Genomic DNA, 22,188 nt, shown 5'->3' on the forward strand with positions numbered 1-22,188 from the left:
GCGCCGGTCGCCGCTCCCGCGCTGCCGAGGTCACGCTCCCGTAACGACCGGCCGTTCCGGGTCGTTCGACCACGCCGAGTAGGAGCCCGCGTACAGGGCCGGCATCGGCAGCCCGGCGGTGACCATGGCGAGCGCCTCGTGGGCGGCCGTGACGCCCGATCCGCAGTACACGCCGACGGGCGTGTCGGCGCCGATGCCGAGGCCCTCGAACCGCTGCGCCAGGGCGTCGGCCGGGAGCATCCGCCCGTCCGTCCCGAGGTTGTCGGTGGTCGGCGCACTCACGGCGCCCGGGATGTGACCGGGTCGCGGGTCCACGGGCTCCACCTCGCCGCGGAACCGCTCGCCCGCGCGCGCATCCAGCAGCACCCCTCGCGCGTCGGCGGCGAGCGCGGCGGCCGCGTCGCCGTCGAGGGTCGGAAGGGCGCCGAACCGCACGGTGATGCTGCCGGGGATCGGCGTCGCCCCGGGCCCCTTCTCCAGCGGCATGCCCGCGTCGCGCCAGGCGGCGATCCCGCCATCGAGAACCCGCACGTCGCGCACGCCCGCGTGGCGCAGCAGCCACCAGGCGCGGGCGGCCGACGTGCCTGAGGCGTCGTCGTAGACCACGACGGCGTCGCCGTCGCCGAGGCCCCAGCGTCGCGCGGCCTCCTCGAAGGCCGCCGCGGTGGGGAGCGGGTGGCGCCCGTCCGTCGGCTCCCCGTGCCCGGCGAGCTCCGTGTCCAGGTCGACGTACACGGCACCGGGGATGTGCCCGCGCTCGTACTCCTCGCGTCCGGGCGGGCCGCCCAGCTTCCAGCGCACATCGAGCACGCGCCACGCCGAACGCCGCCGGCCGGCGCCGCTCCACAGGGATTCAGCCCCGAGAGCGACGTCCAGCGCGGCGGCGGTGATCAGCGGAGAGATCTCCGAGGTCATATCAGCGTCCGGTGGAGGCCTTGGCGTTCGACTCGTAGGACGTGTTGGTCGACTCGAAGAAGTTCACCAGCTCCAGCGTGTCGTTGGCGGTCGCCATCCACTTGGCCGGGTTGGAGACCTTGTACTCGGCCTCGAAGCCCAGCTCCTCCAGGCGGCGGTCGGCCAGGTACTTCACGTACTGGTTGATGTAGTTGGCATTCAGGCCCAGGATGCCGCCCGGAAGGAGGTCGCGGTTGTACTGCTCCTCCATCTCGACGGCGTCCAGGATCATCTGACGGATCTCGGCGGCGAACTCCGGCGTCTGCAGGTCCGGGTTCTCCTCCAGCACCGTCAGGATGAGGTTGATGCCGAACTTGAGGTGCAGCGACTCGTCGCGCACCACCCAGTCGATGAGCGAGCCGAAGTTGCGCAGCAGGTTCCGCTGGCGGAACGAGAGCGCCACCATGAAGCCCGAGTAGAACCAGATCCCCTCGAGGATGACGTTGTACGCCACCAGGTTGCGGATGAAGTCCTGCTTGCCCTCGGTCGTCGTGATGTCGAGCGCCTGCTCGGTCATCCGCTTGATGAACCGGACCTCGAACTCCTCTTTCTTCGCCATCGACGGCACGTCGACGTGGGAGTTGTAGGCCTGCTCGCGGTCGATCGGGAACGTCTCGAGGACGTACTCGAACGACATGCAGTGGTTCGCCTCCTCCCACATCTGCTTGGCGAGGTAGAGGTGCGCCTCCGCGGCGTTGATGTAGGGGTAGACACCGAAGGCCAGGGCCTTGTTGACGAGCAGCTCGTTCGGGTTGAAGTAGCTCATCAGGAAGGTGACCGCGTGGCGCTCCTCGTCGGTCATCCGCTTGAAGTCGGCGATGTCCTCACCGAGCTGGATCTCGTTCGGGAACCAGGTGTTCGCGACGGCCTGGTCGTAGAGGTCCATCGCCCACTGGTACGTGACCGGCTTGAGCAGCAGGCCCTCTTCGATTCCCGTTCCCAGAATCCCCATGGTGTTCCGTCTCTTTCGTTATTCGTTCGGTCGGCGGGTTACTGGCAGGACTCGCACTGCAGGTCGTCCATCGGGTCGACCGGCACGTAGTATTCCTCGATCTTGGTGCTGTTCACTTGCTCTCACCACCCGTCGCGAGTCCGCCGAAGCCGAAGCCACGGCGAGCGGGCGCCGCGGCCGGAGCCGTCTCGGTCACCGCGGGAGCGGCCGAGGGAGCCGGAGCCCCGACGGTCGCGAAGCCCTTGCGGCCACCGCTGATCTCCTCGGCCTTGTTGACCTTGACGGTCGACTGCTCGGCCTGGTGGCGCGGCTTCATGTGGAGGTAGTACGTCGTCTTGACGCCCTTCTCCCAGGCCGCGTAGTAGATGTCCATCATGTCGCCGAGGTCGCGCGTCTCGAGGTACATGTTGCGGCTGATCGCCTGGTCGATCCACTTCTGCGCGCGGGCCGCGACCTCGATGAAGGCGTACGGCGAGAGCTGGAAGCTCGTCTTGAACGTGGCCTTCACCTCGTCCGGGATCTCCGCGATGTTCTGGATGTCGCCCTGCGACCGCAGGATCGCCTCGCGGACGTCCTGCCAGATGCCGCGCTCCTGCAGCGTCTCGACCAGGTTGCGGTTGACCTCGAGGAACTTGCCCGAGGAGGTCGAACGGCTGAAGATCTGCGAGAACTGCGGGTCGAAGCCGGGCGTGGTGCCCGCGACGAGACCGATGGACGCGGTCGGCGCGATGGCCATGAGGGTGGCGTTGCGCATGCCGCCCTTGACCTTCTCGCGGAGGCGGTCCCAGTCGAGGCGGATGGTGCGGTCCACCGTGATCGGGACGCCGCGGTCGGCCTCGGTGAGGGCGATGGAGTCGTAGGGCACCAGACCCTGCGACCAGCGGGAGCCCTCGAAGTTCGGGTACGCACCGCGCTCCTGCGCCAGGTCGGCGCTCTCGTCGATGGCGGCGTAGGAGACGTGCTCCATGATCTCGTCGATCAGGGCGTAGGCCTCTTCGCTCTCGTAGCTCAGGCCGAGCTTCTCGACGATGTCGGTGAAGCCCATGACGCCGAGGCCGATGGCGCGGTTCTGCTGGTTGGAGAAGTCGGCCTCCGGAACGCTCGACACGGTGATGTCGATGAGGTTGTCGAGCTGGCGGACCGCCTGGCGGGCGCTGGCCTCGATGCGCTCCCAGTCCATCTTCCCGTCGACCAGGTGACGCGACAGGTTGATCGACGCGAGGTTGCAGACCGAGACGTTGTCGCGGTCCTGCGGCAGCGTGATCTCGGTGCACAGGTTGGAGAGGTGGATGGTGCCCGTGTTGTTGTTGAGCGCACGGTTGTTGATCGTGTCCTTCCAGGTCAGCCACGGGTGGCTGGTGGTCTGGAGGCTCATCAGGATGTCCTTGAACTGCGCGCGGGCGCTGATCTTCTTGAACATCTTCAGGTTGCCGGCCTCGGCCTCTGCGACGTAGTGCGCGTAGCGCTCCGAGAAGGCCTTGCCGTACAGCTCGTTGAGGTCGGCGACCTCCAGCGGGTCGAAGAGGTACCAGTCCTCGTCGTTCTGGACGCGCTTCATGAACTCGTCGCTGATCCACACCGCGGTGTTCGCCGTGCGGGTGCGGCGGTACGGGTCGCCGGAGTTCTGGCGGAGGTCGAGGAACTCCGGGAAGTCCATGTGCCAGTTCTCCATGTAGAAGCAGAGGGCGCCGAACTTCTTGCCGCCGCGGCTGACCGCCCGCAGCACCGAGTCGATCGTGTGCATGAACGGGATGGGGCCGGTGGAGGTGGTGTTGTTGGAGCGGATGGGCGAGCCCTGCGCACGCAGCTTGGTGACCGACAGGCCGATGCCGCCGGTGCCCTTGGTGAGCCACATGACGTCGCGGACGCTCTTCGCGATGTGCTCGATGTCGTCCTGCATCTCCATGACGAAGCAGTTGGAGAGCTGCGGATAGGCGGTGCCCGCGTTGACGAGGGTCGAGCCGGCGGCCAGATACTCGAGCTTCGACATCTTGTCGTAGAACGCGATCGCGTGGCTGGTGGGGTCGGCCTCGTTGAGGGAGAGGCCCATGGCGATGCGCATCCAGAAGAACTGCGGCACCTCGAGGGAGTCGCCGTTGCGGGCCTTGATGCCGTAGCGGTTGTTGAGGGTGACGACGCCGATGTACTTCAGCAGCTCGTCGCGCGCGGGGTCGAGGTAGCCGGCCAGGCGGTCGAGGTCGAAGGCGGTGGTGAAGCGGCCGTCGAGCAGCGTCTCGGCGACGCCGCGCTCGATGTAGCCGCGGAAGCGGGAGGTGTGCAGCTCGACCAGCTCGTCGTGGCTCTCGTAGTCGCCGAGCACGCGCTTGTAGATGGTCTTGAGGAGGAGGCGCGCGGCGACGGTGTCGAACGCCGGGTCGTCCTTGACGTTCTGGAGGGCGACCTGGATGACCGCCTCGTCCAGCTGCTGGGTCGTGATGCCGTCGAACAGCGTGAGCTCGAGCTCGCTCGCGATCTGCGTCACCCACGTGATGTTCTCGTCGAGTCCCTTGGCCGCGTTCTCGATGGCCAGGTTGATCTTGTTGGCGTCGTACGGCTCGCGCTCGCCGTTGCGCTTCACGACTGTGATTGCCACTGTCTCTCCCTCATTCGCTAAGCCGCCTGAGCGGCGGAAATCCCCGCGGAACCGTGCCTTCCCGCATCGGGGGGAGGCTGACCGGCTCTGTGTGCTCGACCACTATATAGCGGGGGTCCGACATTTCCACTCCCCCACATCTAGTGGGCGTGTCGTCCACAGATGGGGAGAAGTTATGCACAGTTTCCACACCCCGCAAAGTGGGGATGGGCCGTGTGGATGATCCCGCGGAACGGCCCCCGCGACCGATAGTGTGGATAGTCGTGAGCACCTACTCGAGCCTCCTGAAGACGCCGGGCGTCGCCCGCATCATCGCGGCTCAGCTCACCGCCCGCTTCCCGTTCGGGATGCTGTCGCTGGCCTTCCTGCTGCACATCGAGCGCGTCCACGACTCGTACGCCGCCGCCGGACTGGTGCTCGGCGCCATGAGCATCGGGCAGGCCATAGCCGGCCCGATGACCAGCAGGCTGATGGGCGTCCTCGGCATGCGCGTCGTGCTCTGGACCACCCTCGCCCTGTGCTCCGTGGCGGTCGCGGCGATCGGCATCTTCGTCATGCCCATCCCCCTGACCATGGGCGTCGCGTTCTTCGCCGGGCTGAGCATGCCGCCCATCCAGCCGGCCGTGCGCACCATCTACCCGAAGATGGTCAACTCGCGGCAGCTGACGCCGCTGTTCTCGCTCGACGCCTCGGCGCAGGAGATCATCTGGATCGCCGGACCGGTCGCCATCACGTTCGTCTCGACGCAGATCGGCACCGTCGAGGGCATCCTGATGTCGGTGGCGATCATGCTCGCCGGCGGCTGCTGGTTCATCTCGTCGCCCGAGGTCGGCCGGGTGCGCATCCCCCGCAGCAAGCGGCGGTTCGGGACGGTGCTGGCGCGGCCGCCCGTCCTGCTCGCGACGGTCGTCGGCTTCCTGCTGATCGGATCCTGCTCGGCGGTCGAGGCCGGTGTCGTCGCCACGTTCGGCGAGGGCTCTCCGCTCGCCGGGATCGTGCTCGCCATCTGGTCGCTCGGTTCGCTGGTCGGCGGCCTCGCCTTCGGCCACGTGCCGATCGGGCCGTGGGCGACAGCGCGGCGCATGCTCATCGTGTTCGTCGGCGTCGTGCTGTCGACCTTCATGCTGTGGTCGTGGTGGGGGCTGTCGCTCACGCTGCTCGTCGCCGGACTCGGCATCGCGCCCGCCCTCGCCGTGCTGTTCGCCATCGTGTCCGCGAGCGTGAAGTTCTCCGACACGGCGGAGGCGTACGGCTGGGTCGGAACCGGGCAGCTGATCGGTGCCGCGCTCGGCTCGGCGCTCGCCGGCTTCCTCATCGACGGCGTCGGTGCAGTGGGAGCCTTCTGGGTCGCCGGGGCGTTCGCCCTGGTCGGCTTCGTCGTGCCCGCACTGGCGCACCGCATCCACCCCGACCTGCGGGGTCGCGACGCCTCCCCCATCCCCGACACCGAGCCCGTCCCCGTCCAGCCCTCCTAACGTCCCCAACCACCGCGCGAGGTGCTCGTCGTTGCGGTCGACACGCCGGGCTTGCGCGCATCTTCGAGCACTTCATGTGAGGGCTGTGGATAGTTCGGGGCAGGAGGGGCGCACGAGTGCGAGGGTGTGCGGATGGATCCGCACCCCTTCACCCAACCGTTCTCAACCGCTGAGGCGCTACGCGACGGAGTCTCGCGCGGACGGCTCCGCTCACGCTCGCTCGTCGCACCGTTCCGCGGGATGCGCATCGCGCGTGACTCCGATTGCGACGACGCCCGCCTCCGGGCTTTCGCCGCTCACCGGCTGACCGACTACGCCTTCAGTCACACGACCGCCGCCGCGCTCTACGGGATACCCCTGCCCGCCTGGTGCTCGGCCGAGATCCATGTCAGCGTGCCGGGAACGTGCCGTGCGCCCGTGGTGCGCGGCCACGTCGGCCACAAGCTGAGCCGGTGGGAGATCACGGAGGTGCGCGGACTGCCGGTCACCCGCCCGGAGCAGACCTGGCTCGACCTCGCGACCCTCCTCGACGTGCAGGAGCTGGTCGTCGCCGGCGACTCCCTCGTCGGAGGCCGGCCGCCACTCACCTCACTCGAGCTCCTGTCAGCAGCAGTGGCCGCATCGGCGGGGCGGCGTGGCGCGGGCCGGGCGCGCCATGCGCTCGAACGCGTACGTCGAGGAGCCGAGTCGCCGGGCGAGACGCGATTGCGCCTCGCGCTCAGCGACGCAGGTCTCCCGGAGCCGATCCTCAACCACCCGATCTTCGATCCGTCCGGCCGGTTCGTCGCCCGGGTCGACCTCGCCTACATCGGTCCGCGCGTCGCACTCGAGTACGAGGGAGACATCCATCGCGTCGACCGCGCGACCTGGCGCAAGGACATCACGCGACGCGAGCTGGTCGAAGACCTCGGCTGGCGGATGGTACGAATCACCGCCGACGATCTGCGCGACCAGGCGGCCCTCGTCGCGCGCATCACCCACCTCCTCCTCGCGCGCGCCCCGCGATCGGGCGCGTGAGGTGCTCGTTGTTGTCGCGCGGCCCGGCGTGTCGCGTGCCCCTGCGAGCACCTCGGCGGCTACCAGCGGGGGTGGATGGAGGCGCGGAAGTGGCTGTCGTAGATGCGGTGCACGGCCGCGTCGAAGCCGTCGGGGAGGCGCACGGCGGCGGCAGCCGCGTTCGCGCGCGCCTGCTCCGGCGAGCGCGCGCCCGGGATGACGGTGGTGACGCCGTCCTGCGCGATGATCCACGCGATGGCGGCCTGCGCCGGCGTCGCACCCTCCGGCACCAGCTCGGCGAACTCGCGCGCCGCCTGCACGCCCTCCTCGAAGTCGACACCAGAGAACGTCTCGCCCACGTCGAACGCCTCGCCGTGACGGTTGTAGTTGCGGTGGTCGTCCGCCGCGAACGTCGTCTGCTCGCTGTACCGGCCGCTCAGCAGCCCCGAGGCGAGCGGCACCCGCGCGATGATGCCGACACCGGCCGCGCGCGCGGCGGGAAGGACACGGTCGAGCGGCTTGAGGCGGAAGGCGTTCAGGATGATCTGCACCGTGGCCGTGCCGGGCCGGGCGATCGCCGCGAGGGCCTCGTCCACCGTCTCGACGCTGACACCGTAGTTCTCGATCACGCCCTCCTCCACGAGCGTGTCGAGCGCGTCGTACACGGCGTCGGTCGAGAACACCGGAGTGGGAGGGCAGTGCAGCTGGACCAGATCCAGCCGGTCGACGCCGAGATTGCGGCGCGAGCGGTCCGTCCACTCGCGGAACTTCGGCAGGGTGAAGTTGGCCGGGTCCTGCGCCTCGCGCCGCCCCATCTTGGTGGCGACGGTGAGCGGCAGTTCGGGGTGCTCCGTCACGAACCGCCCGATGAGCTGCTCGCTGCGGCCGTCGCCGTAGACGTCGGCCGTGTCGAAGAAGGTGACGCCGGATTCCGCCGCCGCCTCCAGCACGCCGAGGGCGTCGTCTTCGGAGACGTCCCCCCAGTCCGCTCCGAGCTGCCAGGTGCCGAGTCCGACGACCGACACCTCCCGTCCTGTCCCGCCGAGGATGCGCTGTTCCATGCCATCAGCCTAGGCCGCGCCGGAGGCGGTGTCGGGGGGTTGCGCTCCGCCGCTTCCCGGCCACCACGCGGGCGTGATCCGCCGCACCAGGGAGAGGAACGCATCCACGTCTCGAGGCCGCGGCCGGGTGAGCCACACGTCGATCGCGCCGATGATTCCGTCTGCGAGGTAGCGCGCGATCGCCCGCCTCTCCATGTCGTCGTTCGCCGGGACGACCAGGCTGTGCTGGTCGAGCAGGAGTTCGATCGACGCCTGGAAGTGCTCGCTGAGCATGGCGTGCAGGCTCGCGGCGCCGCTGTCGGTCCCGAGGCCGCGGCGGTAGACGATGTCGTGGTCGTCGACGTGCCGCAGGACGGCGCGGGTGACCCCCACGACGGCGGCCGCGGCGTCCGACGGTTCGACGTCGACGAGGTACTCGGCGCGCAGCGCGTCGAGCTCCGACCGCAGCACGCTCTCCAGCAGCGCAGCGGGCGAGGGCGCGTACTCGTACACCGTCGACCGGTGGACGCCGGCGGCGGCGGCGAGCGCGCTGACCGTGACCTCGCTCACCGGTCCGCGGCCGGCGAGGTCGAGGATGGTGGCGCTGAGCCGGGCGAGCGTCTTCTGCTGGCGTGCATCCACCGCACGATCGTACAATGGAGTTATCCGACAGTTGTCGGATAACGAAAGGAGATCTTCATGGCTCAGTACGACGTCGCCGACCGGTCCGCGATCGTGACCGGAGGCGGCTCGGGCATCGGCCGTGCCGTCGCCCTGACTCTGGCGGCGAGCGGCGCGTCGGTCCTGGTGACCGACCTCGACGAGGAGCACGCGAAGGCCGTCGCCGACGAGATCACGGCAGCGGGCGGCACTGCACGCGCCCTCGCCGGCGACGTGACCGACCCGGACTTCGCGACGGCGAGCGTCGCCGCGGCGAACGAGCTCGCCCCGCTGCGGATCGCGGTGAACAACGCCGGGATCGGCGGCGCGTCCGCTCCGGTCGGCGAGTACCCGCTCGACTCCTGGCGGAAGGTCATCGAGGTCAACCTCAATGCCGTCTTCTACGGAATGCAGCCCCAGCTCGACGCCATCGCGGCCAACGGAGGCGGCGCCATCGTGAACATGGCGTCCATCCTGGGCAGCGTCGGATTCGCGAACTCGTCCGCGTATGTGACCGCGAAGCACGCCCTCCTCGGCCTCACGCAGAACGCCGCGCTCGAGTACGCCGGGCAGAAGGTCCGCGTCGTCGCGGTCGGCCCCGGCTTCATCCGCACGCCGCTCGTCGCCTCGAACCTCGACGCCGACACCCTGACATTCCTCGAGGGCAAGCACGCGCTCGGCCGCCTCGGCGAGCCGGAGGAGGTCGCGTCCCTCGTCGCGTTCCTCGCGTCCGACGCCGCCAGCTTCATCACGGGCAGCTACCACCTGGTCGACGGCGGTTATACCGCCCAGTAATCCTCCACAGCCCCCGGCTTTCCACAGAACAGCCGGGGGCCTGCCGTGCCCGGTCGCGCTCGCCTAGGGTGAGGAACGTGACCGAGCACGACACGTCCCCCGCGAGCAGCCTCCTCTCCGACGACCTCCTCTCCCGCTTCCGGGAGCGGGCCGCCGGCTACGACCGCGACAACCGGTTCTTCACCGATGACTTCGCCGAACTGGCCGACGAAGGGTACCTGCGCGCCCTCGTCCCGACCGAGCTGGGCGGGCTGGGGCTCAGCCTGCAGCAGACCGCGCGCCTCCAGGCGCGACTGGCCGGAGCGGCTCCCGCGACCGCCCTCGCCGTGAACATGCACCTGGTCTGGACGGGCATCGCCAAGACCCTCCGCGACCGCGGCGACGACTCCCTCGAATTCGTGCTGCGCGAGGCCGGGAAGGGCGAGATCTTCGCCTTCGGCCTCAGCGAAGCGGGCAACGACCTGGTGCTGTTCGGCTCGACGACGGAGGCGCGGCCGGAGCCCGACGGGTCGTACCGCTTCCACGGGCGCAAGATCTTCACATCGCTCTCCCCCGCCTGGACCCGGCTCGGCACGATGGGGCTCGACACCACGAGCGACGACGCCCCGAAGATCGTCTACGGCTTCATCGAGCGCACCGGCGGCGGGTTCGAGATCCGCGAGGACTGGGACACCCTCGGCATGCGCGCCACCCAGAGCAACACGACGGTGCTGGACGGCGCCCGCGCCCCCGCCGACCGCGTCGTGCGCCGTCTCGACCCCGGCCCGAACCCCGATCCGCTCGTGTTCGCCATCTTCGCGAACTTCGAGATCCTGCTCGCCGCCGTCTACACCGGCATCGGCGCGCGGGCGCTCGATCTCGCGGTGGAGGCGGCCCACCGCCGCACCAGCCTCAAGAACGATGGGCGCAGCTACGCGAACGACCCGGACATCCGCTGGCGCGTCGCCGAGGCCGCGATCGAGCAGGATGCGCTGCTCCCCCAGCTGGATGCGCTGGCCGGCGACGTCGACGCGCTGGCCGACCACGGCCGCCTCTGGTTCCCGAGGCTGGTCGGGCTTAAGGTGCGCGCCACCGAGACGGCCCGGCGCGTCGTGGATCAGGCCATCCGCGTCTCGGGCGGCTCGACGTTCTTCTCGGGCAACGAGCTGGGGCGTCTGTACCGGGACGTCCTGGCCGGGATCTTCCACCCGTCCGACGCCGAGTCGGCGCACAACACCGTCGCGAACGCCTGGCTCGGGCCGATCGAGGAGTGACCGGGTCGCCCCGGAGGGAGACGCACATGCAGGACATCACCGCGCGGCACTTCGCCGAGCGCCTGGAGCGCGGGGCGCGCCAGGCCGAAGCGGCGGGATTCGACGGGCTGGTGATCGCGCCCGGTCCCGATCTCGCCTACTTCGCCGACTACCTTCCCGTCGCCACGACCGAACGCATCACGCTGCTGGTGATCCCGGCGCAGGGCGAGCCCACCATGCTCGTCCCCGCGCTCGAACACGGCGGCGCGGCCGAGACGCGCGCGGCCGGGGCGATCCGCCTGCGCGACTGGTCCGACGGGGAGGACGAATACGTCCCTGCGGCCGCCCTGCTCCGTCCGGACGGCCGTTACGCGATCTCCGACGCCACCTGGGCGATGCACCTGCTCGGCCTCCAAGAGAAGCTGCCCGACGCGCGCTTCGCGGCCATCTCGACCGCCCTGCCGATGCTGCGGGCGGTGAAGTCGGCCGACGAGGTCGACCGGCTCGCGGCGGCGGGCGCCGCTGCCGACGCGACCTTCGACGCCATCCTGCGCGTCCCGTTCGCCGGGCGCACCGAGGAGCAGGTCGCCGCAGACCTCGACCGGTTGCTGCGTGAGCACGGTCACTCGCAGGTCGACTTCACGATCGTCGCCTCCGGACCGAACGGCGCCGACCCGCACCACGAGCCCGGGTCGCGGATCATCGCCGACGGCGACATGGTCGTGCTCGACTTCGGCGGCCTGCTCGACGGCTACGGGTCCGACACGACCAGGACGGTCCACGTGGGTGAGCCGACCGACGAGGAACGCGAGGTGTTCGACGTGGTGGCCCTCGCGCAGCAGACCGCGTTCGAGGCCGTGGCCGTCGGCGTCCCGTGCGAGGAGATCGATCGCGCCGCCCGGCGGGTCATCCGCGACGCCGGATTCGGCGAGTTCTTCATCCACCGGGTCGGACACGGCATCGGCGTGACGACGCACGAGCCGCCGTACCTGGTGGAGGGCGAGCAGCATCCGATCGAGGCGGGGATGTGCTTCTCGATCGAGCCGGGAATCTATCTGCCCGGGCGATTCGGCGTCCGGATCGAGGACATCGTCGTCGCGGCAGAGGACGGCGCGCACCGGCTGAACAACTCCAGCAGGGAGCTGCACCTGGTGGGCTGAGCGGACGCTAGCGCACGGCCCGATCGACCGCGACCTGGTGCGCCGCGGCCAGCGTTCGGCGCCGTCGCACGAACGGCAGCGCGATCAGACGCCAGCCGACGAGGAACGCTCCGAGCACGACAGCCGCCACCGCGATGAACGACGGCTGCACGCCCTGGCCCGCGGCGGTGCGGATGAGCATCCCGACGGCGACGGTCATCAGCCAGATCGGGATGCCGGGCCAGACGATCGCCAGCGGGCGGTACCACGCCCAGGTCACCAGCCAGCCGACGACCAGGCCGACGAGGAACGGCCAGAGGGTGTCGATGATGCCGAGGACGGAGTTCGCCTCACCGTGGCTGCGGCGCCCGACGAGCACGAAAAGGGTCACGAGGGCCACGTCGATGACGAATGCGCCGAGCGCGGTCCTCCAGGATTTCACGGGCTCCAGGCTACGCGGACACCCCCGAAGGTTGGCTGGACGGGAGCCGAGTTGATACCGGGGGTTATCCACAATCGGCAGGCTGTCCACAACCTCGCCCCGCGGTCGACATGGCGTCCATACCCCGTCAATAGACTGGCGTCAGATCCGCCCCGCCCGAGCCCTGGAGCCCCGTTGCCGAACTTCGACTTCCTCACCCAGCCCGCTCTCCCGCGCCCCGACGTCACCCCCGACGACGCGGCGGCCATCGCGGCCAAGAACTTCGGCCTCGCCGGCCGGATCAGCGAGCTCGGCAGCAACCAGGACCGCAACTTCCGCATCGACACCGGCGACGCGCGATACGTGCTCAAACTCGCCAACCCGGTGTTCTCGGCCGACGAGCTGCGCGCGCAGAACGCCGCCCTCCGCGCGCTCGCGGGCTCCGGCATCCGCATCCCGGAGGTCATCGCCACGACCGGCGGCGACGAGCTGATCGAGGTGGAGGTGCGCGGCACCGCGCTGTTCGCCCGCGTCCTGCGCTATCTCGACGGCGACCCGCTCACCGACGTCGGCCGCCCGTCTCGGGAGCAGCTCCGCACACTCGGCGCCCTCGCCGGCCGCGTCGCCGCCGGGCTGTCGCCCCTCCGCCACCCCGGGCTCGACCGGACGACCCAGTGGGATGCGCGCGTCAGCGGCGAGGTCGTCGACCTGCTGCTCGACCACGTCGCCCAGCCCGCGAAGCGCACCGTCGTGCGGGAGGCGACCGACGCGGCCCTCGCTCGGCTGCGTCCGCTGCGCGACCGGTTGCGCGTGCAGGCGGTCCACGGTGACGTCACCGACGACAACATCGTCCTCGGACACGGCGGACCGGGCGTGATCGACTTCGGCGACGTGTCCGACGGCTGGCTCGTCGCCGAACTGGCCGCGACCGTGACGAGCGCCCTGCATCATGTGCCCGACGAGCCGCTCGCGGTTCTCGACGTCATCGAGGCGTTCCACGCCGAGTCGCCGCTCGACGACGCGGATCTCGCCGCCCTGTGGCCGCTGGTCGTGCTGCGCGGAGCTGTGCTCGTCGTCAGCGGCGAGCAGCAGGTCGCCCTCGAGGCCGACAACGTCTACGCCGCCGAGAACCGCGCCCACGAGTGGGTCGCGTTCGACGTGGCACGGCGGTTGGATGCGGCCGAGCTGGAGACGCTCATCCGCGCCCGACTCGCCCCGGCCCCCGCGCAGCCGTCGACCGGCTTCGGCCGGCTCGTCGCACTCACGACCGGTCCGGAGCACCTCGCCGACCTCTCGGTCATGGCACGCGACCTCGATGCGGGCGTGTGGCTGAGCGACGACGCGGAGGACCGCATCCTCGCCCGGGTCTGCCGCGAGCACGGGCACGCCGTCACCCGGTACACCGAGGCGCGGCTGACCCGCGCCCGGCCCGACCGCTCCCTGCCGTCGGCCACCGTCGCCCTCGCCGTCACGCTCGATGCGCCCACCGGCGTCGACGTGACCGCTCCGTTCGCCGGGGAGCTCGCCCTCGTCGAAGGGTCGTGGCTGCTGCGCGGCGACGCCGTCGACCTGTGGCTCGACGGCCTCACCCGCCCGCTGACCACGGCGACCGTCGACGCCGGGGAGACGATCGGCACCGCCATCCGCCTCACGGCGCAACTGAGCACCCTCGCCGGGCACCGGCCGCCCGCGCTCGTCACGCCGACGCTCCCGCTCAGCGCTTGGACGACCGTCTCCCCCGACCCCTCCGCGCTCTTCGGCATCGACCTCGCCGTGGGCGCTCCCGACCCGGAGGCATCCCTGGCCCGGCGCGACGCCACCTTCGCCCATGTCCAGGAGCACTACTTCGCGCATCCGCCGCTGATCGAGCGCGGCTGGCGCCACCACCTGGTCGACACCCGGGCGCAGAGCTACATCGACATGGTCAACAACGTCACGCAGATCGGTCACGGACACCCGCGGCTGGTCGACGCCGTCCGGGACCAGTGGGCGCGTTTGAACACGAACTCGCGGTTCCACTACGACGAGCTCTCGCGCTTCACCGAGCGCCTGGCGGAGATCGCTCCGGAGGGACTCGACACCGTCTTCCTGGTCAACAGCGGCAGCGAGGCGGTCGACCTGGCGCTGCGTCTGGCGCAGATCCACACCGGCCGGCGCACCATCCTCGCCGTCACCGAGGCCTACCACGGCTGGACGATCGGCTCCGACGCGGTCTCCTCGTCCCTGGGCGACAACCCGCGGGCTCTGGAGACCCGGCCGGACTGGGTGAAGCTCGTCGCCGCACCGAACTCGCTGCGCGGACGGCACCGTGGTCCCGACTCTGCAGCCGCCTATCTGGCCGACCTGGATGCCGATCTGGCCGAGCTGGATGCGGCCGGCACCGCGGTCGCCGGGTACATCGCCGAGCCGGTGTTCGGCAACGCGGGCGGCCTGATGCTTCCCGACGGCTACCTGGCGGGCGTCTACGAGCGCGTCCGCGCCCGCGGCGGCGTGTGCATCGCCGACGAGGTCCAGGTCGGCTACGGCCGTCTCGGCCACTACTTCTGGGGCTCCGAGCAGCAGGGCGTGGTGCCGGACGTCATCACGATCGCGAAGGCCATGGGCAACGGGCAGCCGCTCGGAGCGGTCATCACCCGGCGTGACATCGCTGCGTCGTTCGCGGCGGAAGGCAGCTTCTTCTCCTCCGCCGGCGGCAGCCCCGTCTCGTCGGTCGTGGGCCTCACCGTCCTCGACGTCATGCGCGACGAGGGCCTGCAGCAGAACGCCGCGGAGGTCGGCGACCACCTCGCGGCGCGGTTGCGGGAGCTGGGCAAACGGCATCCGCTCGTCGGCGCCGTCCACGGCATGGGCCTCTATCTCGGCATGGAGCTCGTGCTCGACCGGGAGACGCTGCAGCCGGCGACGGAGGAGGCCGCCCGGGTGTGCGATCGGATGCTGGCGGAGGGCTGCATCGTGCAGCCGACCGGCGACGACAAGAACGTGCTCAAGATCAAGCCGCCGCTGTGCATCACGCGCGAGAGCGCCGATCGCTTCGCGGACGCGCTCGATCTCGTGCTGGCGACGCTGTAGGGCGGAGGACGCGCCGCGCCTCCTCCCCGATCGCCGCGGCGACGGCGTCGAGCGCTGCGGACCGCAGCGTCCACTGGTGCCAGTACAACGGCACCTCGGCCGTATGCGCGTCGTCCAGCACGACGAGCGCGCCGGAGGCGACGAGCGCATCCGCCTGGAGGTCCGGCAGCATCCCCCAGCCCAGCCCGTGCACGGCGGCCTCGACGAACTGAGTCGAAGCCGGGATGAAGTGGCGCGGCGGCCGGGCGCCCGGTGCGACTGCGTCGAGGTAGCGGTCCTGCAGGGCGTCCTTGCGGTCGAAGACCAGCATCGGCGCCCGTGCAGCCGCCTCCGCGGTCCATCCGTCCGGGCACCAGCGCTCGACGAACGCCGGGCTCGCCGCCGCGCGGTAGACCATCGACCCGAGCGGGCGGGAGGTGCACCCCTGCACCGGCTCCGGATCGGACCCGATCGCGGCGAGGGCCGTGCCGTCGCGCAGGCGGTCGAGGGTGTGCTCCTGGTCGTCGATGCTCAGCTCGTACGCGACGCCGTCGAGCCGGGCGAGGGCGGGCAGCACCCAGGTGGCGAGCGAGTCGGCATTGACGACCAGCGGCAGCGGTGTGCCGGCCGCGCCGTCGTCGCCCGCGAGCTCGGCCGCCGCCTCCGCCTCCAGGAGGGTCAGCTGGCGCGCCAGCCGGAGCAGCACCCGCCCGGCCTCGGTCGGCTCGACCGGCTTGCTGCGCTGCACCAGCACGCGCCCGCTCTGCTCTTCGAGGGCTTTGATGCGCTGGCTCACTGCCGAGGGCGTGATGTGGAGGGCAGCGGCGGCCGCCTCGAAGGTCCCGCCGTCCACGACGGCTGCGAGAGTCCGCAGGTGTTCGACATGGGCCGCCATATGAAGGGATGCTAATGCATCATCAGGAACCTGAGCTGTACTTAGGCGCGAGAGCCCCTTAGCGTCGAGAGGTGCTCGCAACGTTCTTCACCGGCCTCGGCTCCTCCGCCTCCCTGATCGTGGCCATCGGCGCGCAGAACGCGTTCGTCCTCCGGCAGGGCCTGCGCCGCGAGCACATCCTGCCGATCGTGGTCATCTGCGTGGCCAGCGACGCGCTGCTGATGGCAGCCGGGGTCGCCGGAATCGGCGTGCTGGTGAAGAACGCGCCGATCGCGCTCGAGATCGTCCGCTGGGCCGGCTTCGCCTTCCTGCTGGGCTACGCCGTCGTCGCCGCGCGCCGGGCGCTGCGCCCCGGATCGCTCACCGCCTCGGGGGCCGTCGCCGGCTCCCTCGCCGCCGCCATCGGCACCTGCCTCGCGATCACCTGGCTCAATCCCCATGTCTATCTCGACACCGTGCTGCTGATCGGCTCGCTCTCCGCGTCGCACGGCGACCCCGGCCGCTGGGTCTTCGGCGCGGGCGCAGCGACCGCCAGCCTGCTCTGGTTCAGCCTGCTCGGCTTCGGCGCGCGCTTCGCCGCGCCGGTGTTCGCCCGGCCGGTCGCCTGGCGCATCCTGGACGGCGGCATCGCGGTGCTCATGGTCGTGCTCGCCATCCTGCTGGTCGTGTAGCCCGGCGGACGACACGATCGCGGCAGAACGGCCTCAGCCCCGAAGCCCGTCGAGGTGCGCCGTCAGCACAGCGACGGCACGCTCCCGCTCCCGCTCCTGTTCTCGCTCCCCCGGGCCGCCGTCCCAGAGGAGGTGGAGCGCCACCCCGTCCACCAGAGCGTGCAGACGGTCGGCCTCGACCGTCCGGTCGGCGCCCGGCCGCAGCTCCCCGACCCGGTCGAGCTCCGCGATCAGGCCGGCGCACAGCTCGCGGATGCCCTCGTTGAACTGGAGCAGCACCGGTCGCAGCTGCTCGCTGCTCAGCGCCAGCGCGCCGAGCTGGAGGTGTGCGGTCAGCTCGATGCGCCGCTCCTCGTCGAGAGGCAGCAGCTCCTCAAGCACGGCGAGCACGGCCGGTCGGCCTTCGCCCCGGACGCCCTGGATGCGCCGCGTCGCGCTCAGTCGGATGTGCTCGAGGCAGAAGCGGCGGAGGGCGTCCTGCTCGGGGAAGGCGCGGCGGAGGGAGGCGGTGGCGATCCCCGCCTCGGCCGCCACATGGCGCACCGACAGTCCCGCCAGTCCGTCGCGCGCCAGCACCCGCATGGATGCCTCCGCGATCTGGCGGTCGCGCTCGTCGTGGTCGATCAGGCGGGGCATCGTCAGCCCCGCGACGCGACGGGCTGCGCCGCCTTCTTCGGCCAGATCGTGTAGCTGACCGCCCAGAGCACGTCGATCCCGAGGATGAGACCGAGCGCGGGGAAGAAGCCGAGCAGTTCCGCCGTGCGCTCCGGAGCGCCGACCACGAGGATGAGCGCACCCAGGATCGCCCCGGCCACCGCGCAGGCGAGCAGGGTGCGCGCTGCGTCCTTCCAGCAGACGACGGTGTACGCCCAGCCGGTCGGCTTCGGCCGCGGTTCGGCGCCGCGGAACCGCTGCGCGAACTTCGCGTCCGCCCAGGCGATCATCCGGTGGCCGTAGGCGACCGAGATGCCGATGTAGAGGGCGGCGAGGCCATGGTGCCAGGAGGCGGTGGCCCCGCCGATCAGGTCGGCCGCCACCAGGACGAGCAGCACGACGTCGATGAGCGGTGCTGCGATGAGCAGAGCGGCGCCCAGCTTCGGTCTCCCGGCCGGGTAGCGCGCGATCAGCCCGGCCACGATCGCCACCCAGAACCCGATCTCGCACGCCACGATCGCCAGCAGAATCATCTCGCCCCCCACATCCCCTGTGTTAGCACGAGTGTACCAACAAACCGCTGAGGCGGTCCGAGAGGGCAAACAAAAAGGCCGCCCAGCTGGGCGGCCCTCTCGGTGGTGGTGGAGCTAAGGAGATTCGAACTCCTGACCTCTTCGATGCGAACGAAGCGCGCTACCAACTGCGCCATAGCCCCGGGGAACTGCTTAGAAACAATAGCACCCCTCGCCGGTCCCGTCGAAATCGAGCGGGGCTCAGCTGGCCGCGCGACGACGACGCAGAACCGCGTCCAGGTCCATGCTGCCGGTGTCGACCTCGTCGAGGATGCCCATGCTGGCGTAGCGGCTCGGGACGGTCGCGGCGGGCGGCGCAGCGGGCGCGGACACCGGCACCGCGGCCGGCCGCTCCACCGCGCGCAGCGGGACCGGCGCGGCCACAGGAGCCGGCGGCACGACCTCTGCCGCCTTCCGCTCGAACTCGGCACGCGCGGCCGCGCGACGCAGCTCGGCCGCCGCATCCACCGACGCCATCGCGGCCGCGGCGACGGTTCCGGGAGACAGGTGCAGCGGCTTCGGGAGCGGACGCGGCGTCCAGCTCTGCCGGAGGCGCTCCTGCACCGGGATGTCGTCGTGCTGCGCGTCGTCGTACAGCTCCGGTGCGACGACAGACGTGCGGACCATCGGCTGCGCGACCGCGGCGGCGCGCTCCGGCCGCGCGAGGCGGCCCAGCATCCACCCGGACAGTGCGACCGCGCCGAGCGAGGCGACGGAGAGGAGCCAGGCTCCGGTCTCGAGGAGCAGGACGGCGCCCGAGACGAGCCCGATGAGCCCGGCGACGAGCACGAGGGTCGAGAGGCCGCGCGCCCGGCGGAGCCGACGGCGGCGCTGCGGCGACAGCACGGGGCGAGCGGCGGAGGTGGCGAGCACCCGGGCGCGCTGCGCGGCGGCAGCACGCGCGGCGCGCTCCAGCGCGATCGCGTCGTTGGCGGCTCGTTCCGCCTCTTCGGCGGCCCGGCGGCGCTCGTCCGCGAGCGCCTGCTCGCGGCGGGCGTGGGCCGCGGCCTCCGCGCGAGCGGTGGCGAGGGTCCTCTGCTCGGACTTGCGGAGGATGCGCTGCTGCTCCGCGACCGTGCGCGCGGTGGCTTCGAGACGCACCTCGTCGGGCAGTTCGCTGGTCTCCGCGAGGATGCGCAGCGTCTGCTGCAGCCGGACGGCGTTCCGCTCGGTGGCGAGGTACTCGCGGCGGCGCAGCCACACCGGGACCAGATAGGCGAGCCAGAGAGCGGCCGCGAGCGCGACGATGACCCCACCGCCCATCACATCCCCGTTCATGTCCTCTACGGTAGGGGCGGCGAGGGTCGTGCCACCGTCACTCGCGGGGGTGTGTCACCCGATCCAGCGTGCTTTCAGCACATTTCCACCGAAAGCGCCCGAGCAGGGCTCCGCGAATGAGAGCCGCCTCAGTAATGGCGGGCGATCGGCAGCGGGATGGCCGCCGCCGCGCGGTCCTCTGCGGGGATGACCGCCGCGTCGTCCGGGACGTTGTGGTCGAGCCAGCGGCGCAGCACGCCCTGGTTCAGCTCCTCCGACACCAGCGCGAAGCAGAAGTGGTCGCGCCAGTCGCCGTTGATGTGGATGTAGCGGCGCCGCAGCCCCTCGTACCGGAAGCCGAGCTTCTCGACGACGCGCAGGCTCGGGCCGTTCTCGGGGCGGATGCAGATCTCCATCCGGTGCAGCCCCAGCTGGTAGAAGCAGTAGTCGGTCGCCAGGGCGACCGCCGTCGGGGTGATGTTGCGGCCCGCGAACTCCTCGGCGATCCAGTAGCCGATCGTCGCACTCGACAGCGAGCCGTACGCGATCGACGAGACGTTCAGCTGCCCGGCGAGCCGGCCGTCCCACTCGACGATGAACGGAAGGCCGTGGCCGGCCCGCGAGTTCGCCAGCAGCGACCGGATGCTCGCCCGGGTGTCGAACGACCCCGGCGCGTACGGGCTGGTCGCCTCCCACTGCCGCAGCCAGCTGCGGTTGTCGAGCAGCGACCGCTCCAGCGGGCGCGCGTCGCGCAGGCGGATGGGACGCAACCCCACGCGACCCTCGGTGAGGGTGGGGACGACGAGCGCCAACGGAGTCCTCCTTCAGCCGGCCGTCAGCGGGACCGGTCGGAGAGCGTCTGGATGGGCCCGGTCGGGTCGACGGGCATCTCCTCGACGAACTCCACGGGCTCGTCCTCGAGCTCGGAGGCGAACTCGCGCAGCCACGGGCGCAGCTCGGGGCCGAGGTCCTCGCGGTCGACGGCGAGCCGCACGATCGCCTTGATGTAGTCGAGGCGGTCGCCGGTGTCGTAGCGGCGGCCGCGGAACACGACGCCGTACACGCCGCCCGTCCAGTCGGGGGCCTCCGCCATCGACTGCAGCGCATCGGTCAGCTGGATCTCGCCGCCGCGGCCCGGCTCCGTGCGCTCCAGGACGTCGAAGACCTCCGGGCGCAGCACGTAGCGTCCGATGACGGCGTAGTTCGAGGGAGCGTGCTCCTTGTCCGGCTTCTCGACCAGACCGGTGATGCGCACGACGTCGTCCTCGTCCGTGGCCTCGACGGCGGCGGCGCCGTACAGGTGGATGGAGTCGGGGTCGACCTCGAGGAGGGCGACGACGCTGGTGTGGCGCTGCGCCTGCACGGTCAGCATCCGGCTCAGGAGGTCGTCGCGCGCGTCGATGATGTCGTCGCCGAGGAGCACGGCGAACGGCACCCGCCCGACGTGCATCTTGGCCCGGAGGACGGCGTGGCCGAGACCCTTCGGGTCACCCTGGCGCACGTAGTGCATGTCGGCGAGGGCGGTCGAGTAGTTGACCTTCTCGAGCCGGTCGGTGTCGCCCTTCTTGGTGAGGGTCTCCTCCAGCTCGGCGTTGCGGTCGAAATGGTTCTCGAGGGCGTTCTTGTTGCGGCCGGTGATCATCAGGACGTCGTGCAGGCCCGCGTCGACCGCCTCCTCGACGACGTACTGGATGGCGGGCTTGTCCACGACCGGCAGCATCTCCTTGGGCATCGCCTTGGTCGCCGGGAGGAACCGGGTTCCGAGGCCGGCTGCGGGGATCACTGCTTTCGTAACGCGGTCGTGATTTGCCATGCCGCCTACAGTATCCGCATTTCGGGGGTGCACAGGATGGCATCTCCTAGGATTGCCGTATGGATCCGGACACTGCCGCTCATCGCAAGCGCGCCCTGCGCGCCGAGCTCCGCGAGCGCCGGCAGAACCTCACGACGACCGAGCGCCAGACCGCAACGGCAGGCCTGACCCGCAACCTGGTCGACCTCGCCACCGACCTCTCCGCCCGTTCCGTCTCGGCGTACCTCTCCACCCCGATGGAGCCGGACACGCGCCCCTTCCTCAACTGGGCGCACGCGCAGGGGCTGCGCGTGCTGCTGCCGATCTCGCGCGAGGACGGCCTGCTCGACTGGACGACCGGCGACGGCGAGACCGAGACGGAGGGGCTGTTCGGACTGCCCGAAGCCGTCGGCGAGCTGCTCGGGCCGATCGCGATCAACGACGTCGACCTCATCCTGGTGCCCGCGGCCGCCGTCGACGCGAGCGGGATGCGGATGGGCTGGGGTCGCGGATACTTCGACAAGACGCTCGGCAGCATGGAAAAATGTCCCCCGGTGTACGCCGTCCTGTTCGACGGCGAACTCGTGGACGAGGTGCCGCGCGAGCGTCACGACCAGCCGGTGGACGGCGCGGTCACGCCGACCCGCATCGTCCAGTTCACCTGACCACCACCCCGACAGCGAGCGCAGCGGAAGAAGAATGCCGACCTACTCCTACTCGTGCCGCGACTGCGGCCATGCCTTCGACATCCAGCAGGCCTTCACCGACGACGCCCTCACGGTGTGCCCGAACTGCGGCGGATCGCTCCGCAAGGTGTTCGGGACCGTCGGCGTGACGTTCAACGGCTCCGGCTTCTACCGGACCGACTCGCGCGGTGGGGCGAAGAAGACGGATGCGGCCCCGGCCTCGGCCTCGGGCTCGTCGTCGTCCGGCTCCGGCTCGTCGGGCTCGTCCTCCTCCGGCTCCTCCGGCTCGTCGTCCAGCTCCTCCACCTCCTCGACTCCGTCGACGCCGTCGTCGGGTTCCGCCGCGTAGAAGGGTT

21 protein-coding genes and 1 tRNA gene are annotated in these 22,188 nt (G+C 70.7%); 9 read left to right on the forward strand and 13 right to left on the reverse strand.

Features of this window, described 5'->3' with window-relative positions:
- Nucleotides 1-30 precede the first annotated feature (30 nt).
- The 3 genes from BJ963_RS08355 to BJ963_RS08365 form a co-directional block, all read right to left on the reverse strand.
- Nucleotides 31-915, reverse strand: a complete 885-nt coding sequence (locus BJ963_RS08355; protein ID WP_179455896.1) for a sulfurtransferase — start codon at nucleotides 913-915, stop codon at nucleotides 31-33.
- A 1-nt stretch (nucleotide 916) separates the two neighbouring features.
- Entirely contained in the window at nucleotides 917-1,906 is a 990-nt protein-coding gene (locus tag BJ963_RS08360; RefSeq protein ID WP_089909242.1) for a ribonucleotide-diphosphate reductase subunit beta, read from the reverse strand.
- Nucleotides 1,907-2,018: 112 nt separating this feature from the next.
- Nucleotides 2,019-4,499 (reverse strand): ribonucleoside-diphosphate reductase subunit alpha, encoded by a 2,481-nt coding sequence (locus BJ963_RS08365; protein WP_179455898.1) that lies wholly within the window; start codon nucleotides 4,497-4,499, stop codon nucleotides 2,019-2,021.
- 263 nt (nucleotides 4,500-4,762) lie between these two features.
- Between BJ963_RS08365 and BJ963_RS08370 the strand changes: the two genes are divergently transcribed.
- Nucleotides 4,763-5,974, forward strand: a complete 1,212-nt coding sequence (locus BJ963_RS08370; RefSeq protein WP_179455900.1) for an MFS transporter — start codon at nucleotides 4,763-4,765, stop codon at nucleotides 5,972-5,974.
- 240 nt (nucleotides 5,975-6,214) lie between these two features.
- Nucleotides 6,215-6,991 carry a hypothetical protein gene (locus BJ963_RS08375; RefSeq protein ID WP_246298010.1) on the forward strand — a complete coding sequence of 259 codons (777 nt, stop codon included), beginning with the start codon at nucleotides 6,215-6,217 and terminating at the stop codon, nucleotides 6,989-6,991.
- A gap of 59 nt (nucleotides 6,992-7,050) precedes the next feature.
- On the opposite strand, the gene BJ963_RS08380 is transcribed toward BJ963_RS08375, so the two are convergent.
- Together BJ963_RS08380 and BJ963_RS08385 are read right to left on the reverse strand one after the other, a co-directional pair.
- The gene (locus tag BJ963_RS08380; RefSeq protein WP_179455904.1) at nucleotides 7,051-8,031 is read right to left on the reverse strand and encodes an aldo/keto reductase; all 981 of its coding nucleotides are present in this window, start codon (nucleotides 8,029-8,031) and stop codon (nucleotides 7,051-7,053) included.
- A 9-nt stretch (nucleotides 8,032-8,040) separates the two neighbouring features.
- Nucleotides 8,041-8,652 carry a TetR/AcrR family transcriptional regulator gene (locus tag BJ963_RS08385; RefSeq protein WP_179455906.1) on the reverse strand — a complete coding sequence of 204 codons (612 nt, stop codon included), beginning with the start codon at nucleotides 8,650-8,652 and terminating at the stop codon, nucleotides 8,041-8,043.
- 57 nt (nucleotides 8,653-8,709) lie between these two features.
- Here BJ963_RS08385 and BJ963_RS08390 point away from each other — a divergent pair, with 57 nt between their 5' ends.
- The 3 genes from BJ963_RS08390 to BJ963_RS08400 all read left to right on the forward strand — a co-directional run bounded on the left by BJ963_RS08390 (nucleotide 8,710) and on the right by BJ963_RS08400 (nucleotide 11,857).
- The gene (locus BJ963_RS08390) at nucleotides 8,710-9,465 is read left to right on the forward strand and encodes an SDR family NAD(P)-dependent oxidoreductase (RefSeq protein ID WP_179455908.1); all 756 of its coding nucleotides are present in this window, start codon (nucleotides 8,710-8,712) and stop codon (nucleotides 9,463-9,465) included.
- A gap of 77 nt (nucleotides 9,466-9,542) precedes the next feature.
- Nucleotides 9,543-10,718, forward strand: coding sequence for an acyl-CoA dehydrogenase family protein (locus BJ963_RS08395; RefSeq protein ID WP_179455910.1), 1,176 nt, complete (start codon nucleotides 9,543-9,545; stop codon nucleotides 10,716-10,718).
- A 26-nt stretch (nucleotides 10,719-10,744) separates the two neighbouring features.
- Nucleotides 10,745-11,857 (forward strand): aminopeptidase P family protein, encoded by a 1,113-nt coding sequence (locus tag BJ963_RS08400; protein ID WP_179455912.1) that lies wholly within the window; start codon nucleotides 10,745-10,747, stop codon nucleotides 11,855-11,857.
- A 7-nt stretch (nucleotides 11,858-11,864) separates the two neighbouring features.
- Here the strand turns inward: BJ963_RS08400 and BJ963_RS08405 are convergent, their stop codons facing one another.
- Entirely contained in the window at nucleotides 11,865-12,278 is a 414-nt protein-coding gene (locus BJ963_RS08405) for a DUF3054 domain-containing protein (protein WP_425484716.1), read from the reverse strand.
- Nucleotides 12,279-12,452: 174 nt separating this feature from the next.
- Between BJ963_RS08405 and BJ963_RS08410 the strand changes: the two genes are divergently transcribed.
- The gene (locus tag BJ963_RS08410) at nucleotides 12,453-15,326 is read left to right on the forward strand and encodes an aminotransferase (RefSeq protein WP_179455915.1); all 2,874 of its coding nucleotides are present in this window, start codon (nucleotides 12,453-12,455) and stop codon (nucleotides 15,324-15,326) included.
- Here BJ963_RS08410 and BJ963_RS08415 read toward each other — a convergent pair.
- Nucleotides 15,265-16,200, reverse strand: a complete 936-nt coding sequence (locus BJ963_RS08415; protein ID WP_179455917.1) for a LysR family transcriptional regulator ArgP — start codon at nucleotides 16,198-16,200, stop codon at nucleotides 15,265-15,267. The two genes, BJ963_RS08410 and BJ963_RS08415, sit on opposite strands and share 62 nt — an antisense overlap.
- Before the next feature lie 71 nt (nucleotides 16,201-16,271).
- Between BJ963_RS08415 and BJ963_RS08420 the strand changes: the two genes are divergently transcribed.
- A complete protein-coding gene (locus tag BJ963_RS08420) occupies nucleotides 16,272-16,871 on the forward strand; it encodes a LysE family transporter (protein WP_179455919.1) in 600 nt (199 codons plus the stop codon).
- Nucleotides 16,872-16,904: 33 nt separating this feature from the next.
- Here BJ963_RS08420 and BJ963_RS08425 read toward each other — a convergent pair whose 3' ends face one another.
- The 6 genes from BJ963_RS08425 to galU form a co-directional block, all read right to left on the reverse strand.
- A complete protein-coding gene (locus BJ963_RS08425; protein WP_179455921.1) occupies nucleotides 16,905-17,507 on the reverse strand; it encodes a TetR/AcrR family transcriptional regulator in 603 nt (200 codons plus the stop codon).
- A 2-nt stretch (nucleotides 17,508-17,509) separates the two neighbouring features.
- Nucleotides 17,510-18,058, reverse strand: a complete 549-nt coding sequence (locus BJ963_RS08430) for a hypothetical protein (protein WP_179455923.1) — start codon at nucleotides 18,056-18,058, stop codon at nucleotides 17,510-17,512.
- A 106-nt stretch (nucleotides 18,059-18,164) separates the two neighbouring features.
- Nucleotides 18,165-18,240, reverse strand: a tRNA-Ala gene (locus BJ963_RS08435).
- A 58-nt stretch (nucleotides 18,241-18,298) separates the two neighbouring features.
- Nucleotides 18,299-19,375 (reverse strand): hypothetical protein, encoded by a 1,077-nt coding sequence (locus BJ963_RS08440; RefSeq protein WP_179455925.1) that lies wholly within the window; start codon nucleotides 19,373-19,375, stop codon nucleotides 18,299-18,301.
- 128 nt (nucleotides 19,376-19,503) lie between these two features.
- Nucleotides 19,504-20,166: a GNAT family N-acetyltransferase gene (locus BJ963_RS08445; RefSeq protein ID WP_089909194.1), complete on the reverse strand. Its 663-nt coding sequence runs from the start codon at nucleotides 20,164-20,166 to the stop codon at nucleotides 19,504-19,506.
- Nucleotides 20,167-20,189: 23 nt separating this feature from the next.
- A complete protein-coding gene (gene galU, locus BJ963_RS08450; protein ID WP_089909191.1) occupies nucleotides 20,190-21,167 on the reverse strand; it encodes a UTP--glucose-1-phosphate uridylyltransferase GalU in 978 nt (325 codons plus the stop codon).
- 59 nt (nucleotides 21,168-21,226) lie between these two features.
- Here galU and BJ963_RS08455 point away from each other — a divergent pair, with 59 nt between their 5' ends.
- A complete protein-coding gene (locus tag BJ963_RS08455; protein WP_179455927.1) occupies nucleotides 21,227-21,811 on the forward strand; it encodes a 5-formyltetrahydrofolate cyclo-ligase in 585 nt (194 codons plus the stop codon).
- Between the two features lie 34 nt (nucleotides 21,812-21,845).
- On the forward strand, nucleotides 21,846-22,181 hold the full coding sequence (locus tag BJ963_RS08460; RefSeq protein ID WP_179455929.1) for an FmdB family zinc ribbon protein: 336 nt from the start codon (nucleotides 21,846-21,848) through the stop codon (nucleotides 22,179-22,181).
- The last annotated feature ends 7 nt before the right edge of the window (nucleotides 22,182-22,188 follow it).

The organism is Leifsonia soli, from assembly GCF_013408745.1.
Taxonomy (GTDB): Bacteria; Actinomycetota; Actinomycetes; order Actinomycetales; family Microbacteriaceae; genus Leifsonia; species Leifsonia soli.